At 72.2% G+C, this 15,869-nt stretch carries 7 protein-coding genes and 1 riboswitch; of the genes, 5 read left to right on the top strand and 2 right to left on the bottom strand.

What is annotated here, in order from left to right:
- Window positions 1-31: 31 nt before the first annotated feature.
- Both ACF08F_RS16380 and ACF08F_RS16375 read right to left on the bottom strand, forming a co-directional pair.
- The gene (locus tag ACF08F_RS16380) at window positions 32-5,149 is read right to left on the bottom strand and encodes a hypothetical protein (RefSeq protein ID WP_392299164.1); all 5,118 of its coding nucleotides are present in this window, start codon (window positions 5,147-5,149) and stop codon (window positions 32-34) included.
- A gap of 4 nt (window positions 5,150-5,153) precedes the next feature.
- The gene (locus tag ACF08F_RS16375) at window positions 5,154-8,207 is read right to left on the bottom strand and encodes a hypothetical protein (protein WP_392299163.1); all 3,054 of its coding nucleotides are present in this window, start codon (window positions 8,205-8,207) and stop codon (window positions 5,154-5,156) included.
- Window positions 8,208-8,426: 219 nt separating this feature from the next.
- Window positions 8,427-8,550: riboswitch (cobalamin riboswitch) on the top strand.
- 59 nt (window positions 8,551-8,609) lie between these two features.
- Here ACF08F_RS16375 and ACF08F_RS16370 point away from each other — a divergent pair.
- From ACF08F_RS16370 to scpA, 5 genes are all read left to right on the top strand, one after another.
- Window positions 8,610-9,680, top strand: a complete 1,071-nt coding sequence (locus ACF08F_RS16370; RefSeq protein WP_392299162.1) for an ABC transporter substrate-binding protein — start codon at window positions 8,610-8,612, stop codon at window positions 9,678-9,680.
- Between the two features lie 65 nt (window positions 9,681-9,745).
- Window positions 9,746-10,753 (top strand): FecCD family ABC transporter permease, encoded by a 1,008-nt coding sequence (locus tag ACF08F_RS16365; protein WP_392299522.1) that lies wholly within the window; start codon window positions 9,746-9,748, stop codon window positions 10,751-10,753.
- A complete protein-coding gene (locus ACF08F_RS16360) occupies window positions 10,750-11,565 on the top strand; it encodes an ABC transporter ATP-binding protein (RefSeq protein ID WP_392299161.1) in 816 nt (271 codons plus the stop codon). The genes ACF08F_RS16365 and ACF08F_RS16360 overlap by 4 nt, the downstream gene beginning before the upstream one ends.
- Before the next feature lie 303 nt (window positions 11,566-11,868).
- On the top strand, window positions 11,869-13,686 hold the full coding sequence (locus ACF08F_RS16355) for a methylmalonyl-CoA mutase family protein (protein ID WP_392299160.1): 1,818 nt from the start codon (window positions 11,869-11,871) through the stop codon (window positions 13,684-13,686).
- Between the two features lie 8 nt (window positions 13,687-13,694).
- Window positions 13,695-15,869, top strand: a complete 2,175-nt coding sequence (gene scpA / locus ACF08F_RS16350; RefSeq protein WP_392299521.1) for a methylmalonyl-CoA mutase — start codon at window positions 13,695-13,697, stop codon at window positions 15,867-15,869.

The following is a 15,869-nucleotide window of genomic DNA, read 5'->3' as shown; positions in this document are numbered from 1 at the left end:
CCGTGCCGATCTCGTCCCGCCGGGGCGGCCGCTACGACCACCACGTCCAGTTCAGGAGCCCCTCCTCGGTGTCGGAGATCACCTCGACCTGTCCGGGGATCCGGCAGACGGCGGCCACCGTCCGGCCACCCGAGTCCTCGCCGGAGGCCTCGGCCGATCCCCCGTCCGGCCCCTTGCCCGGGCCCGGTACGCGCCCCACCGGCCGCCAGATGCCGTCCGTCACCGAGGCCGACCGCACCGTCCCGTCGGTCCCGGCGGCGAGGGCCCAGGCCACCCCAGGCTCCGGCAAGGCCCACGTCACCTCGGCATCCGGGCGGGGCCGCCAGCCGTCCTCGGCCCGTGCGGGCATCCAGCGCAGAGGCTCGCCGCCGCGGCGCCGTCCGAGGCTGACCCGGCCCGCCGCCCCGGAGGCCGCGATCAGCACCTCGCCCCCGCCACCCGCGACGACGCACCGCGTCACCGTGTGTCCCGGTCCCTCCAGTTCCTGCCAGGGTCCGCCGAGGAGGACCAGCGCGCCGGGGTCCCTCAGCCACAGGCCGCCCTGCGCCGAACGCGCGACGAGGCACTCACCGGCCACGCCCACCGGGGAACCCGGCGCGAGGTCGAACCCGGTGGTTTCCACCCGTTCCCACAGACCGTCCTCGCCCGGGTTCCACCCGTGGTGGAGATAGACCTCGCCGTCCGCGCCGGTCAGACAGAGGACGGCCGTCGCGGACAGCAGGCCGTCTCCCGGTACGGCGCTCAGGGCGCTGCCCGGCCCGAGGGGCACCGTCTTCACGGTGAGTCCGCTCAGCACCTTCGGCCGAAGGTCGGACCACCCCTCTCCCCAGTGACCCTGTGCGTCGCTGACCCGTGCCAGCAGACGCCCCTCGCTGAGCGCCCACACGATCGCCCGGCCTGCGGCGTCCGAGGCTGCGGCCCACGAGCGGACGCGCCGCCACTCCGGCGCCTCCCCGTCCGGCCGCACCCGCTTCCACACGCCGACGCTCATGCCGCACGAGGCCCGCTTGTGCCACAACTCCCCGTCGTCGTCGACGAGGAACAGATCGAGGTGGGCCTGCCAGACCGATCCGGCCGCCGGTTGCCGGCCCGCCAGCCAGCGGCGGGCCCGAACCGCTCCCGGCACCTGCACCCACTCGTCCCACGCCCCGACGCGCACGGCGAACGGACGCGGCCCGGTGCCGCGGCGGTCCCCCGACACGTCCACCTGCCCGAAGGGCACCGAGCAGTCCCGGAGCCGCCGGTCGCCCATGAGCGCCTTGAGGGAGTACGTGGCCTGCCACTCGGGGTCGCCCGCCTCGCCGAAGAGCGCCAGGGGGCCGAGCAGCAGGACCGGGTCGAACGCCGGCAGGTCCAGGGGGTCGGACAGGTCCGGGAGCTCCGGCTCCCGCAGTCCGAGCAGGCCCGGGTCGAAGGGGTCGCCGCCGGAGGCGGGATGGGTGAGGGCCAGGGTCATGTCGGGGCTGCGGCGCACGGGCCGGTCCAGGAAGATCCACTCGGCGTCGTGGGTGGTGTCCTCGCCGATCGGGCCGGCCGCGACCACCTGGTCGCTCGTGAGGCGTGCGCAGCCGACCTCCACCGTCGCCGTCGCCACCGTGAACGCTTCCATGGCCGCGTCCCCGGTGCGCAGATGGATCACGAGGGCGATGATCGTGTCGGCGTCCCGCGGCTCCTCCTCCGGCTGCTCCTCGCGGACCGGGTCCCGGAAGTCGCCGAAGTCGTGCACCAGCGTGCTGCCGTTCCACTCCAGGCAGTAGGCCCGCTGCCCCCACTCCACGAGCCCGCCCCGGACGAACGGGTTCTCGAAGCGCGGGAACAGATCGGTGCCCAGTGGCCGGCCGTTGAGCTCGAACTCCCCGCCGTCCCCGTTGGTGAGGCGCAGCCGGTCCGACCCTCCACCGGGCCGGGGCACGTCGTAGGTGCACTCCAGGTCGCCGGTGTCGTCCACGTGCACGCGGGCGGCCGAGACCCGGTCCATGAACTCCTCGAAGCCGCCGAACTCGCTCTTGGAGCCGACCTGCACGATCCACACGTTCTTGCCGTTGACGTACCAGTCCTTGTCCGCGAAGAGGTCCGGCGGGTCCTTCCAGATCCCCTCCGTGCCCTGCTTCTCCAGGCGCCCCGCGTAGGGGTCGGACTCCTTCGTCAGCCACTCGGGACGCTTGTTGGAGAAGACTCCGACGTACCCCTCCTCGGGTTCGGCGGTGGAGCCCTCGGGTGCCGGGTGCACCACCTTGCCGAAGAGCCAGAATCCCTTGGGTCCGATGTGGCCGATGTCGAGCAGCGGGAAGTTGGCGTCGTCGTACGCGGACGTGCGCCGTTCCGTCACCTGGTCGAACCCGGCCTTGGGGAACCAGGCGTGCGAGCCTGTCTCGGCCAGGAAGTCCTGGATGTCGTGGAACTCGGAGAGCATGATCGCGGCGCCACCGTGCTGGAGCACGCGGGGCATCGCCCAGTACCCCGTCCACCAGTCGGGGCCGTCCGTGTCGTCGATGACCTCGCCCTGGACGAGTTCGTTGTTGGCGACGACCGCGGCGATGCCGCCGCCGATGGCGCCGACGGGTCCGAGCACCAGTCCGCCGATCAGGGCGCCCGCGCCGAAGGCGGCCGTGCCGGGGATGTCGAGTCCGCCGAATCCGGTGGTGACGAACACGTTGACCGCGCCGTTGAGCGTGGCCTGCTGGACGCTGCTCTGGAAGTTGAGCTGGCCGTAGCGGAAGTTCTGGGTGGTGGAGAGCATCGCCCCGGGTGAGCGGTAGGTGACGATGTTGGCGCGGCTGCGGGTCGATCCTTCGAGGAGCAGGGAGAGGTCGTCGGCCGTCTTCTCGTCCAGCTCGTCGGGGCCCTGGCCGCCCGTGAAGGGCGCCGCGACGAGTGCCGGCAGGTCGAGGAGGCCGTCGGCGGGCGCCCGGAGCAGCGGGATGATCGTCTCGACCAGCCACCGGATCGCGCCGAAGGCCTTGGACTTCTCCAGGCCGAAGCGATGGACCACGTGCAGCGAGTTCCGGACGACCTGCTTGTTGAAGAACGCGGACATGCCCCAGAAGAAGACGGTGTCGTCCTCGACCGCGCCGTACCCCTCGTGCGTGCGGGCGATGTCGCGGTTCACCTCCGCGACGTGGGGGAAGTGGCGGGCGCGTTTGGCGGCGTATCCCCGCAGCAGCGAGTCCTTCACGACGGACTTCTGGGACCACGTGATGCCGTACTTGGGGGCCTCGTCGAAGGTGACCGAGACACGGGAGCGGTCCGTGAAGGCGAACCCGGGGGGATGGGCGCCGATCTCCAGGAGCACCCGGGGGACGGCCCGGGCGTACGTGGAGGAGGCGAAGCTGGCGCCGACCTGGGCGTTGCCCTCGTTGTAGACGCCCTTCTCACCGAAGAGCATCTCCGCGACGTCGGTGAGCCCGTTGTCGTAACCGTGGCTCTTCGACTTGAACTGGCTGCGTCCGCCGGCCGCTCCCATGGATCCGCGGTGCGAGAACCGTGCGACGTCGAAGAGCATCAGGTCGACCGCCATCTCGGCCTTCTTACGCACCTCCTCGTCGAGTGCGAAGTCGACCAGATTGAGCAGGGCCCAGAGGTGTTCGCGGTAGTAGCCCGACGAGTTGTACTCCATCCAACCGAACATCAGCCGGTTGTTGAGCCATTTCAGCACGCGGGCTCGTCCGCGCTCGCGCCGCTGGGCCCCGGTCTTCGCACCGGTGCGGTCGCCCGGGTCGGCGAACAGTCCGCACGGCTGGAAGGTGTCGTCCGCCCAGAGCTGTCCGAGGAGGTACTCGGAGGAGGCGAACATGATGTAGTGGTTCTCCGACCAGAACTCCATCTCCTGGTCGGCCGCGTCCCCTTGCCCCAGTCCGGTCTTGACCTTGTTCAGCCGGTCGTTGTCCTGGGCGCGGGGTTTCTCGTCCATCCAGTACTTGTAGGACAGGAGGCCCTGTTTGAGGATCTCGCCCGCGAGGGGGGACCAACTCGGGTCCTGGGCCCTTGGATTGGCCGTGACCGCCTCCAGGATGGACCGGAGTCGGATCTCGGCGGAGCGGAACCGGGCGGACAGTTCGGGGTCGGCGGCGACGTCGGCGGCGCGGGCTTCCATGAAGGCGTCGAACTTCTCGCCGGGTGCCGTGCGGACGCGCCAGCGGGGGGTCGTCCCGGGGGCGAGGCCGGCCGGCACGGGACCGTACCGGTAGAGGAGCCGGACCAGCTGGCACAGGCCCATGTCCGAGTTGGCCTTGAGGCAGAGGCACTCACCGAGCGGCGCATGGATGACGCCGCTCCAGTAGGCCACGCGCCGGGAGAACGGGAACGCCGCGACCGGGCCCATCGGTGCGCCGTTGGTCGCCACGGAGTGCCGATGCTGGTAGGTCGGCTCCGCGTCCTCGGGCTTCAGCTTGACGAGGTCGAGCAGCCGGACCTTCACCGCCTCGCCGGTGGGGCGTTCGGTGCCGGCGGCCAGCATGGCGGCGAGGAAGGCCCGGTACGCCGCGGGCGCGTCCGGGTCGAAGGGCGGCCGGACGCCGCCGATGCCGCCCACGGCCAGCCCGAGCTCGGCCTCGAACTCGTCGACGTAGCGCTCCAGGCTGCCGACCCAGCCCGGCGCCTTGCTCGTGTCCTCGCCCGCGGCCTTGTACAGCTCGGGGATCAGCCAGGGTTTCTCGGCGGCGAGTTCGGCACGGGCGATCGCGTAGGCGATCCGCTCGCCGCCCGGTTGCGCCTCGGTGGGCAGGGCCGCGTGCTCGCGCTTGAACGGGTCCAGGACGGAGGGCGACTCCCAGTCCGATCCGTAGGCGCTCGCCTCGTACGCGGTACGCAGCGCACTGAGGCGCTCGGTGACCCGCCGGGGCTCGTGGGCCCCGAGCCAGTCGCCCATCCTGCCGACGAGCGAGGCGCCGAAGGCGCCGTGGCGGGCCTCCTCGTCCTGGGTCCACACGGGCTGTCCGCTGTCGAGGTAGACCCGGCCGGCCTCCTTGAGCCGGCCGCTCGGGCCGCCACCGAAGGTAGCCGTGAACTGCTGCTCCGAGATCAGGTCCAGCCGCGGGTCGTCGGAGTCGGGCCGCAGGGACCGGAACTTGTCGTAGTTGAGGAGGCGGAGCTGGGTCTCGTAGAACCAGAGCGCCCGGCGCCGCACCTCCTCGCGCAGGTCCTCCGCCACGGCGTCAGGACTCCGGCCCGCAGGTCGTGGCCGGCCAGGCCGGCAGGGTGGCGTCCTCCTTGAGGAGGACCAGCGTCGTGGGCAGGGCGACCTCCCACTGCTCCACGCACACCTCCTCGCCGGGGGCCCGGTTGGCGGCCTTGATCTCCTCGATGATCGACAGGTAGTGGTCGCCGTACATGTCGGGGATCTCCTCACCCATCCACACGTCCCCCGTCTCGTGGAAGTGGGCCAGGGCGGCCTCGAAGCCGGGCCGGACGGGGACGACGACGCGCGCCGCACCGGCCTTGAGGAAGGCCTCGAACTGCGGGTCGGCGTCCTGCGTGAGCAGCAGCTCCTGCCACCGCGGGGGGCGGCCCCAGTAGTAGGGGTAGCAGGTGTGCATGAGGTTCTCCCACTCGAAGGCGCGCTCGAAGAACGCCACGACGGAACCCCATTCCCGCACGGCGAGGGGATCGGGGAGCGCCGCGCCCGGTGGCGCGGGTGCCGGTGCGGGTGTCGGCAGCCAGGTCTGCGGGTGCTCGCCGAGCAGCAGGAACACGAAGGCCCGCTTGAGCTCCTGGAGGGTGACGGCCGGGTCGTGGCCCAGTCCGCCGGCGGCGGCGAGCTGGGCGCGCGTGGCGGCGACGTAGCGGGCGAGCTTCTCCTCGTACTCCGCGAGCTTGCGCTGGTAGCCGCCGACGATGGTCGCGTGGGTCTTCAGCTGCCACTGGGCATAGGCCTCGTCGGTGCGCTGGCAGACCAGCGCGACGGCGTAGGCGACGGAGACGACCTGCGCGAAGGAGCGGACGCCGACCGGGACTTCACCGGTCTCCCCCGCCATCGTGAACGGGGCGTTGAGGAAGGGGTTGCCGCCTCCGGACTCCTGCACACGGCGGTGGATGCTCTCGCCGACGACGACTTCGAGGGCTGCTCCCGGGGGCGGTGCCAGGTAGTCCATGTTGGTGGTCTGCACATAGCCGGCGACCGCCTTGTACCCCTCGGGTACGGGCAGTTTGAAGGAGGCCTGCTGGGCGACGTGGGACTCCCCTCCGTACGCCGCGACCTTCTTGCTGCCCTCGATCACCTGAGTCTGCGAGATCGTCTTGGCGTAGACCGCGGGCGGCGGGGTGACGGAGCCGGTGACGCCGTACTGCGTGGCGTACCACATGTAGTTGGAGGCGTTGATCTGGTCGGGGTACAGCCCGGGGTCGAGGGGCTTGACCAGCTGGAAGTGCTCGGGCTTGGCGGCGTCCTTGAGTGCCTGGACGAGCACGGCGGCGGGTTCGGGCACGACGACGTCGTACATCAGGCGCTTGCCGTAGTTGAGAGTCCGCAGGTTGTAGACCTTGTCGACCCATTGGTAGATCCCGCGGATCTTCTCCACGCCCTGGTGGTTGTCGAGGACGTGTCCGACCCGCTCGACATAGCTGCGGCTCTCCCGGCTCACCCTCTGCCGGCGCACTTCCGAGGTGCGTCGCTCGACCGACCTGGCGACGACGCTCTGGGCGAAGTTGCTCTTGTTGTTCTCCACCAGCCGCCCGTAGTCGGAGGAGGTCATGCCGTCGCCGGAGGTGCTGCTCTGCCGGCCCGACTCCCGCTGGGTCTCGGCGGCGAGCTCGTTGCGCTGGGTGGACTGCTGGTCGCGCTCGTCGGTCTGCGAGGTCAGCGTCTCCTCGGTCTCGATGATCTCCGAGCTCTCGGATCGGCGGGTCCAGCGGCGGAGCTGTTCGTGCTCCAGGACGTTCTCGATGTGGGAGATCTCGCCCGCCCGGTATCCGACGGTCTCCTGGCGCACGACGAACAGGTTGCCCACGCCGGCCGGGCGGGTGACCGCCTTGCTGAAGTCCGGGGCGCGGGCCTGGTCCACCTCGGCCGTGGGGACGACCGGCGTGGTCTCGGCGAACAGCTGCCCACCGACCCGGTAGACCTTGGCCGTCGTGGGCGCCTCCTCGGGCAGCAGTTCCTCGTTGAGCGACACGAGTCGCTGCCCGATGCGGTCGAGCGCCACGGGGACGGCGGTCCGGTCGACCTTGACGTCCAGCTTCGCCATGGCGGCGCGCTCGTCCTCGCCGAACCGCCTGCGCGCCGTCTCGGCCAGCAGGATCGTCGAAGGCCCGGCGGCGACCGCGGCTGAATCGCCGATCTCGGAGCGCCCCTCCTCCACCGCGACGCCTCCCGAGTCCGTGGCCGTGGCGACGGCCTGCGGTGGCGGTGGCTCGGAGGCGGTGACCTCCAACTCTTCTGGGCGCACGGCGAGAAGCTTGTCGTAGGCGGCCTGCAGCCGGTCCCGCTCCCGCCGCAGCGTGTGGGTCCGCTCGTGCCGCGCGGCCGTCTCCGCGGCGGCGCCCTCCTCGGACGCTCGGACGGTTCGCCCTTCGGCCGACGGGTGTGCCACCGCCGCGAGCGGGCCGGGCGGGATCCTCAGGGGCCGTGCAAGCAGGCGCCGCACCTCCTCGCGGTTCAGCTTGTCCGGCGGCGGGTTCGGGGCGGCGGGCGCGGCGGAGCCGCCGGGCGGGGCCGCGGCTGAGACGGACCCGGACGGAGACGCGGAGGCGGAGGCGGGGGTGGCGAGGTGTCGCAGGAAGGACGCGGCGCGGAGTTGCCGTACGACGGTCGCGGTGTCGACCGCCGCGTATCCGGTGGCGAGCTTCACCGCCACGACCGCGTTCTGCAGGAGCTCCAGGTCGCTCTTGAAGGCCGCACCGGCGACCACCTGCGCGACGGGCGCGCCGAAAACGTCCTGGACGAGCTGCTGGACCTTCTGGGTGTTGACCGTGGGCAGTTGCTCCAGCGCGGCCTCCAGCCCGCCGAGCTTCTGGCCCAGTTTCGTCGGATCGGCCGTGGGCGAGGAGAACCGCTCGGACAGGAACTTCTCGGCAAGGGCTCGCACTTGAGCGGCCGGCGAGGGCGGCGGATCGTCCACTGCGGAGTCCGGCCCCGCGTCCGCGCCGCCCCCGCCGCCGCCCGCGGCCTCCTCCAGGTCCTGCTGGAACGTGGACTGGTTCGTGGCGTCGATCGCGTCGGTCCGCGCCGGTACCGCGAAGTCGTGCTCGATGTATCGGAAGAGGTCAACCATCACTCGTCTCCCCTGGACCGGGGCGGCCGTGGGCACTCCCGCCCGATGCCGCCCGTCATCTGCGAAGTGACTCAACGTTACCAGTGGATTACATCACGTGACCGATACTTCACTCGATCAGGTGAGACCCCGTCACCTCGCCCTGACGCCTGACCCCTGTGGTAGCTTGCCCGGGCCAGTCGTACCTCTGTACATATCGACGCGGTATGTGCACGGGTCAGGGAATCCGGTGGGAATCCGGAGCTGACGCGCAGCGGTGAGGGTGACGGGCGGAGCAACTGCCACTGGGTCCCGAGGGGTCCGGGAAGGCGTTCCGTCCGGACGACCCCGAGTCCGAAGACCTGCTGGCGGCCCCGGTCGGCACACCGTCGCCCGGGGAGCACCGTACGACAGGCTCCGCGCATGAGCCGTGACGCAGAGGACTCCTCCGTGCCGCTCGCACACCCCGTCCGTTCCACCGTGCTCCTCGTGGCCGGTGCCCTCCTCGTGGCCGGCTGCGGCTCCGGCGGTCCGGCACCCGCCGGTCCGGCGGCGAAGGGGGCGGCCTCCGGCTACCCCGTCTCCCTCGACAACTGCGGGCAGCGGGTCGAGGTCGACCGCGCCCCGCGCCGTGCCGTCGCCCTCGACCAGGGTTCGGCCGAGATCATGCTGTCGCTCGGTCTGGCCGACCGCATGGTGGGGACCGCCACGTGGACGGACCCGGTCCTCAAGGGGCTGGAGAAGGCGAACGCGAAGGTCCCCCGACTCGCCGACCGTTACCCGTCGTTCGAGAAGGTGCTCGACACCGAGCCCGACTTCGTCAGCGCCTCCTTCCTCTACACCCTGGGCAAGGGCGGGGTGGCGCCCCGCGAGCGGTTCGCGAAGCTCGGCGTCCCCACCTACCTCTCCCCCACCGACTGTGTCGGCAAGGACAACAGCGGCGACGGCGACGGCGTGCGCACCCGGCCGCTGACGATGGACGCCGTGTACGGCGAGATCCATGACCTGGCGCGGGTGTTCGGCGTCCCGGAGCGCGGCGAGAAGCTCGTGCGCGAGCTCCGTGCGCGGGTGGAGAAGGCCAGGGCCGGTGCCGACTTCGGCGACGCCTCCGTCCTCTACTGGTTCTCCGACTCGCAGGGGCCGTACATGGCCGGGTGCTGCGGCGCCCCGGGGATCGTCAGCGGGACGCTCGGCGTGAGGAACGTCTTCGACGACACCAAGGAGGAGTGGCCGCAGATCAATTGGGAGACCGTCGCCGACCGCGACCCCGACGTGCTGGTGATCGCCGACCTGACGCGTAAGGCGCAGTCGGCCGAGAGCGCCGCGAAGAAGATCGAGTTCCTGGAGTCCCACCCCGTCACCCGGAACATGACGGCGGTGAAGGGCAAGCGGTACGTGATCCTCAGCGGCCAGGCCATGAACCCGACCGTCCGCACCGTGGAAGGCATCGAGAAGGTGGCCGCGGCCCTGCGGACGTACGGGCTCGCGAAGTGATCCCGTCCCGTACGGAGACGCAGACGGAGACGGAGACGCAGACGCAGACGCAGACGCAGACGGGTATATGCGTCGGTGCCGGTGCGGTCCTCGGGGTCGTCCTCCTGTGCGTCTCCGTCGCCCTCGCCGTCACCTTCGGGCCGGCCGACATCCGCGTCGCCGACACCTGGTCCGTGGTCGCCTCCCACCTCGGCGGGAAGCCGTCCGGGCTGAGTGCGATCCGCGACGGCATCGTCTGGGACCTGCGGCTGCCCCGCACGCTCCTCGCCGCCGTGTGCGGGGCCGGACTCGCGGTCTGCGGCGCGGTGATGCAGTCCCTCCTGCGCAATCCGCTCGCCGACCCGTTCGTCCTCGGCGTCTCCTCCGGCGCCTCGACCGGCGCCGTCGCGGTGGTCGTGCTCGGCGTCGGCGGCGGCGTGGTGTCCGTCACCGGCGGCGCGTTCCTCGGCGCGCTCTGCTCCTTCGCCCTGGTCCTCCTGCTCAGTCACACGCTGGGCGGGTCGACGGACCGCGTGGTCCTGGCGGGGGTCGCCGCGATGCAGCTCTTCTCCGCCCTCACCTCCTTCGTGGTGATGACCGCCGCCGACGCCGAGACGACCCGGGGCATCCTCTTCTGGCTGCTCGGCTCGCTCGCCGGCGCCGGCTGGACCGACGTCGGCGTGTGCGCCGCCGTCCTGGCCGGGGCGCTGCTGGTCTGCGGCGGGCACGCCCGGACCCTCGACGCCTTCGCCTTCGGCGAGGACGCGGCGGCGACGCTCGGCGTCTCCGTGGCCCGGACCCGTCTCGTGCTCCTGTCGGTCACCGCCCTGCTCACCGCCGTCCTGGTCTCCTCCGCGGGCGCGATCGGCTTCGTCGGCCTGGTCCTGCCGCACGCGGTACGGGCCCTCGCCGGCCCCGGTCACGCCCGGCTGCTGCCGCTGACCGCACTGGCCGGGGCGGTGTTCCTGGTGTGGGCCGACACCCTCGCCCGTACCGTGCTCGACCCGCAGGAGGTGCCGGTCGGCGTGGTGACGTCGATCGTCGGCGTCCCCGCGTTCGTCCTCGTCCTGTACCGCACCAGGAGCACCCGATGACCCGCACTCCGACGCGTACCGAGGGCGCCGCCCCGGGCCTGCGGGCCGAGCGCGTCTCCCGTACGGCCGGCGGCGCCCTCGTCCTGGACGGGGTGACCCTCGCACCGCGCCCCGGCACGCTGACCGGGCTGCTGGGCCCGAACGGTTCGGGCAAGTCCACCCTCCTGCGGGTCCTGGCGGGCGTGCTGGCGCCCGACGCCGGGGTCGTGACCCTGGACGGCGACCCGCTGGGCACCGTCCCGCGCCGCACGCTCGCCCGGCGCGTCGCGGTCGTCGAGCAGCACGCCGACACCCAGGTCGACCTCACCGTGGCCGACGCCGTACGCCTCGGCCGGATCCCGCACCGGCGGGCGTGGTCGCCCGCGACGGCCGCCGACGAGGCCGCCGTCCGGTCCGCCCTCGCCCGGACCGGGCTGACCGGCCGGGCCGGGCGGAGCTGGCGCACGCTCTCCGGCGGTGAACGCCAGCGCGTCCAGATCGCCCGCGCCCTCGCCCAGGAGCCGCGCGAGCTGCTGCTCGACGAGCCGACCAACCACCTCGACATCCAGCACCAGCTGGACCTGCTGGGCCTGGTCGCCGGGCTGCGCCTCACCTGCGTCGTCGCGCTGCACGACCTCAACCTCGCGGCGATGTACTGCGATCACGTCGTCGTCCTGCGCGAGGGCGGGGTGGTGGCCGCCGGGCCGGTCGAGGAGGTGCTGACCGCGCGGCTCATCGAGGACGTGTACGGCGTCCGGGCCTCCGTGACCCGCCCGGAGCCGGGCGGCCGCCCCCACATCCGCTTCCTCGGCACGGCGCAGGCCGGGGAATGAGGGCCCCGAGGCCGGCGGCCGCGAGGAGGGAGTGAGGGCCCCGAGGCGGGAGTGAGGGCCCCGAGGCCGGCGGCGCCGAGGCGGACCTGACGGACTTCGGCACCCGGCCCTGGGCGGAGAGGACGAGCGGCGCCGACGGCCTCGCCGACGCCCGATTCATGATCGCCACCGGCCTCCGCCGCGGCCGTCCGCAGGTCCGGGGCATCACGCCGGGCGCGTCATGGGCAAGGCCGATCTGGAGAGGTCAAGGTCACAGTCGATCACTCTGCTGTCACTCAAGGGGCTTCACCTAGCATCCGAGGCATGACTGTGCTGCCTGACGATGGCCTCTCCCTGGCCGCCGAGTTCCCCGCAGCGACCCACGACCAGTGGCGTCGCCTCGTCGCGGGCGTGCTGAGCAGGTCGGGCAAGGACGTGCCGGACGCCGAGGCCGAGGACGCCCTGTCCACGGCCCTCGAGGACGGCCTGCGCGCCCGCCCCCTGTACACGTCCGCCGACGACGCTCCCGATCCCGGCCTCCCCGGCTTCGCCCCGTTCGTACGGGGCGGCCGTGCGGAGGGCAACACCGCGAGCGGCTGGGACGTGCGCCAGCGGCACGTGGCGGCCGATCCCGAGGCGGTCCTCACCGACCTGGAGAACGGCGTCACCTCGCTGTGGCTGGCCGTCGGGCCGAACGGCGTGCCCGTCGCCGAGCTCGACCGGGTCCTCCAGGGCGTCTACCTCGATCTTGCCCCGGTCGTCCTCGACGCCGGACCGGAGACCCAGGCCGCCGCGGACGAACTCCTCGCGCTCTACGAGCGGCGTGGCGTGGCGCCCGAGGCCGCCGCCGGCAACCTCGGCGCCGACCCGCTCGGCACCGAGGCCCGGACCGGACAGGCCTACGACGGTGACGACCTCGCCGGGACCGTCGCACTGGCGCGGCGCTGCGCGGAGACGTACCCGCAGGTGCGGGCCGTGACCGTGGACGCGCTGCCGTACCACGAGGCCGGCGGGTCCACCGCGCAGGAGCTGGGCTGCGCCCTCGCCGGCGGTGTCGCCTATCTGCGGGCGCTCACCGAGGGCGGCCTGACCGTCGAACAGGCCCTCGGTCAGCTGGAGTTCCGCTTCGCGGCCACCGCCGACCAGTTCCTGACCGTCGCCAAGCTCCGCGCCGCCCGTCGGCTGTGGGCGCGGGTGGCGGAGGCCTGCGGCGCGCCGGCCGCGGGGGCGCAGCGCCAGCACGCGGTGACGTCCTCGGTCATGATGACGAGCCGCGACCCGTGGGTGAACATGCTGCGGACGACGATCGCCACGCTGGCGGCCGGTGTCGGCGGCGCCGACTCGGTCAGTGTGCTCCCCTTCGACCACGCCCTGGGCCTGCCGGACGCCTTCTCCCGCCGGATCGCCCGGAACACCTCGACGATCCTCATCGAGGAGTCGCACCTGTCCCGGGTCATCGACCCGGCCGGCGGTTCCTGGTACGTGGAGTCGCTCACCGACGAACTCGCTCAGGCCGCCTGGGAGTTCTTCCAGGAGATCGAGCGTGCCGGAGGCCTGGCGGCCGCCCTGCGCTCGGGCCTGGTCGGCCGGGAGCTCGCCGCCAACTGGGCGGAGCGGAGCAAGCGGCTCGCCAAGCGCCGCGAACCGGTCACCGGCGTCAGCGAGTTCCCGCACCTGGCGGAGAAGCCCGTGGTGCGCGAGCCGGCGCCCGCCGTGCCGGGCGGCGGCCTGCCGCGCGTCCGCCGCGACGAGGCGTACGAGGCACTGCGCGCCCGTTCCGACGCCCACCTCGCGGCGACGGGTGCCCGGCCGCGCGTCTACCTGGCGGCCCTCGGGTCCGCCGCCGCGCACACGGCGCGCCTCACCTTCACCGCCAACCTCCTCCAGGCGGGCGGCATCGAGCCCGTCACCGAGGGTTCGTTCGAGGAGAGCGGCGCGACCGAGGCCTGTCTCTGCTCCAGCGACGCCGTGTACGAGGAGCAGGCCGAGTCCGCCGCCGCGACGCTGCGGGAGGCCGGCGCCGGGCATGTGGCGCTGGCCGGCCGGCCGGGCTCGTACGCCGGTGTCGACACGTACGTCTTCGCGGGGTGCGACGCGGTCGCCGTGCTCACCGCCGCCCTCGACCGCATGGGAGTGTCCTGATGGGAATGATGGGGATCCCGGACTTCACCGGGATCGATCTGGGGTCGCCGTCCGCCGCCGGCAGCACCGAGGAGTGGCGCGCCGCCGCCAAGCGGGCCTCGGACGGTGACGGCTCGCTCTGGGAGACGCCCGAGGGCATCGCGGTCCAGCCGCTGTACACCGGGCAGGACCTGGAGGACGTCGACTTCCTCGGTACGTTCCCGGGCACGGCGCCGTACCTGCGGGGCCCGTACCCGACGATGTACGTGAACCAGCCGTGGACGATCCGGCAGTACGCGGGCTTCTCGACCGCCGAGGAGTCCAACGCCTTCTACCGGCGGAACCTGGCAGCCGGCCAGAAGGGCCTGTCGGTCGCCTTCGACCTGCCGACGCACCGCGGTTACGACAGCGACCACCCGCGCGTCACCGGCGACGTCGGCATGGCGGGCGTGGCCATCGACTCGATCTACGACATGCGGCAGCTCTTCGACGGCATCCCGCTGGACAAGATGTCGGTGTCGATGACGATGAACGGCGCCGTGCTGCCGGTCCTCGCCCTGTACATCGTCGCGGCCGAGGAACAGGGGGTGTCGGCGGAAAAGCTCACGGGGACCATCCAGAACGACATCCTCAAGGAGTTCATGGTCCGCAACACGTACATCTACCCGCCGAAGCCGTCGATGCGGATCATCTCCGACATCTTCGCCTTCACCTCGCAGAACATGCCGCGGTACAACTCCATCTCGATCTCCGGTTACCACATCCAGGAGGCGGGGGCGACGGCCGACCTGGAGCTGGCGTACACGCTGGCGGACGGGGTCGAGTACATCCGGGCGGGCCGCGAGGCCGGTCTCGACGTGGACGCGTTCGCGCCGCGCCTGTCGTTCTTCTGGGCGATCGGCATGAACTTCTTCATGGAGGTGGCCAAGCTGCGCGCGGCCCGTCTCCTGTGGGCCAAGCTGGTCAAGGAGTTCGACCCGAAGAACGCCAAGTCCCTTTCGCTGCGCACCCATTCGCAGACCTCCGGCTGGTCGCTGACCGCGCAGGACGTCTTCAACAACGTCACCCGCACCTGTGTGGAGGCGATGGCTGCCACGCAGGGCCACACGCAGTCGCTGCACACCAACGCCCTCGACGAGGCGCTCGCGCTGCCGACCGACTTCTCGGCCCGCATCGCCCGCAACACCCAGCTGCTGATCCAGCAGGAGTCGGGGACGACCCGGGTCATCGACCCGTGGGGCGGCAGCGCCTACGTGGAGCGGCTGACCTACGACCTGGCCCGCCGCGCCTGGCAGCACATCCAGGAGGTCGAGGCGGCCGGCGGCATGGCGAAGGCCATCGACGCGGGCATCCCCAAGCTCCGCATCGAGGAGGCCGCCGCCCGTACGCAGGCGCGGATCGACTCGGGGCGTCAGCCGGTCATCGGCGTGAACAAGTACCGGGTCGACGGGGACGAGCAGATCGACGTCCTCAAGGTCGACAACTCCTCCGTCCGGGCCCAGCAGATCGAGAAGCTGCGGCGGCTGCGCGCGGAGCGCGACGAGCGGGCCTGCCAGGACGCGCTCGACGACCTCACCCGGGCCGCCGGCGGCGACGGGAACCTCCTGGAGCTGGCCGTCCGCGCGGCGCGCGCCAAGGCCACCGTCGGGGAGATCTCCGACGCCCTGGAGAAGGTGTACGGGCGGCACGCGGGCCAGATCCGTACGATCTCCGGCGTGTACCGCAACGAGGCAGGAGAGTCCCCGAGCGTGGACAGCACCCGCGCGCTCGTCGACGCGTTCGAGGAGGCCGAGGGCCGGCGTCCCCGCATCCTGGTCGCCAAGATGGGCCAGGACGGTCATGACCGGGGCCAGAAGGTGATCTCCACCGCCTTCGCCGACCTGGGCTTCGACGTCGACGTGGGCCCCCTCTTCCAGACCCCGGCCGAGGTGGCCCGGCAGGCCGTCGAGGCGGACGTCCACATCGTGGGCGTGTCGTCGCTGGCGGCCGGTCACCTCACGCTCGTCCCGGCACTCCGGGAGGAGCTCGCCGCCGAGGGCCGGGAGGACATCATGATCGTGGTCGGCGGGGTCATCCCGCCCCAGGACGTGCCGACGCTCCTCGACATGGGGGCGGCCGCGGTCTTCCCGCCGGGCACGGTGATCCCGGACGCGGCCGCGGACCTGGTGCGCCGGCTCGCCGCCGACCTGGGACACGATCTCTGA

Source organism: Streptomyces sp. NPDC015130, assembly GCF_043080005.1.
Lineage (GTDB): Bacteria > Actinomycetota > Actinomycetes > Streptomycetales > Streptomycetaceae > Streptomyces.
This window is presented reverse-complemented; position numbering and strand designations above follow the sequence as displayed.

Bases quoted from the DNA above. Each gene is read 5' to 3' on its own strand.
- ACF08F_RS16370 (WP_392299162.1), top strand. From the start codon at position 8,610: ATGAGCCGTGACGCAGAGGACTCCTCCGTGCCGCTCGCACACCCCGTC.
- ACF08F_RS16375 (WP_392299163.1), bottom strand. From the start codon at position 8,207: ATGGTTGACCTCTTCCGATACATCGAGCACGACTTCGCGGTACCGGCG.
- scpA (WP_392299521.1), top strand. From the start codon at position 13,695: ATGGGGATCCCGGACTTCACCGGGATCGATCTGGGGTCGCCGTCCGCC.
- ACF08F_RS16355 (WP_392299160.1), top strand. From the start codon at position 11,869: ATGACTGTGCTGCCTGACGATGGCCTCTCCCTGGCCGCCGAGTTCCCC.
- ACF08F_RS16360 (WP_392299161.1), top strand. From the start codon at position 10,750: ATGACCCGCACTCCGACGCGTACCGAGGGCGCCGCCCCGGGCCTGCGG.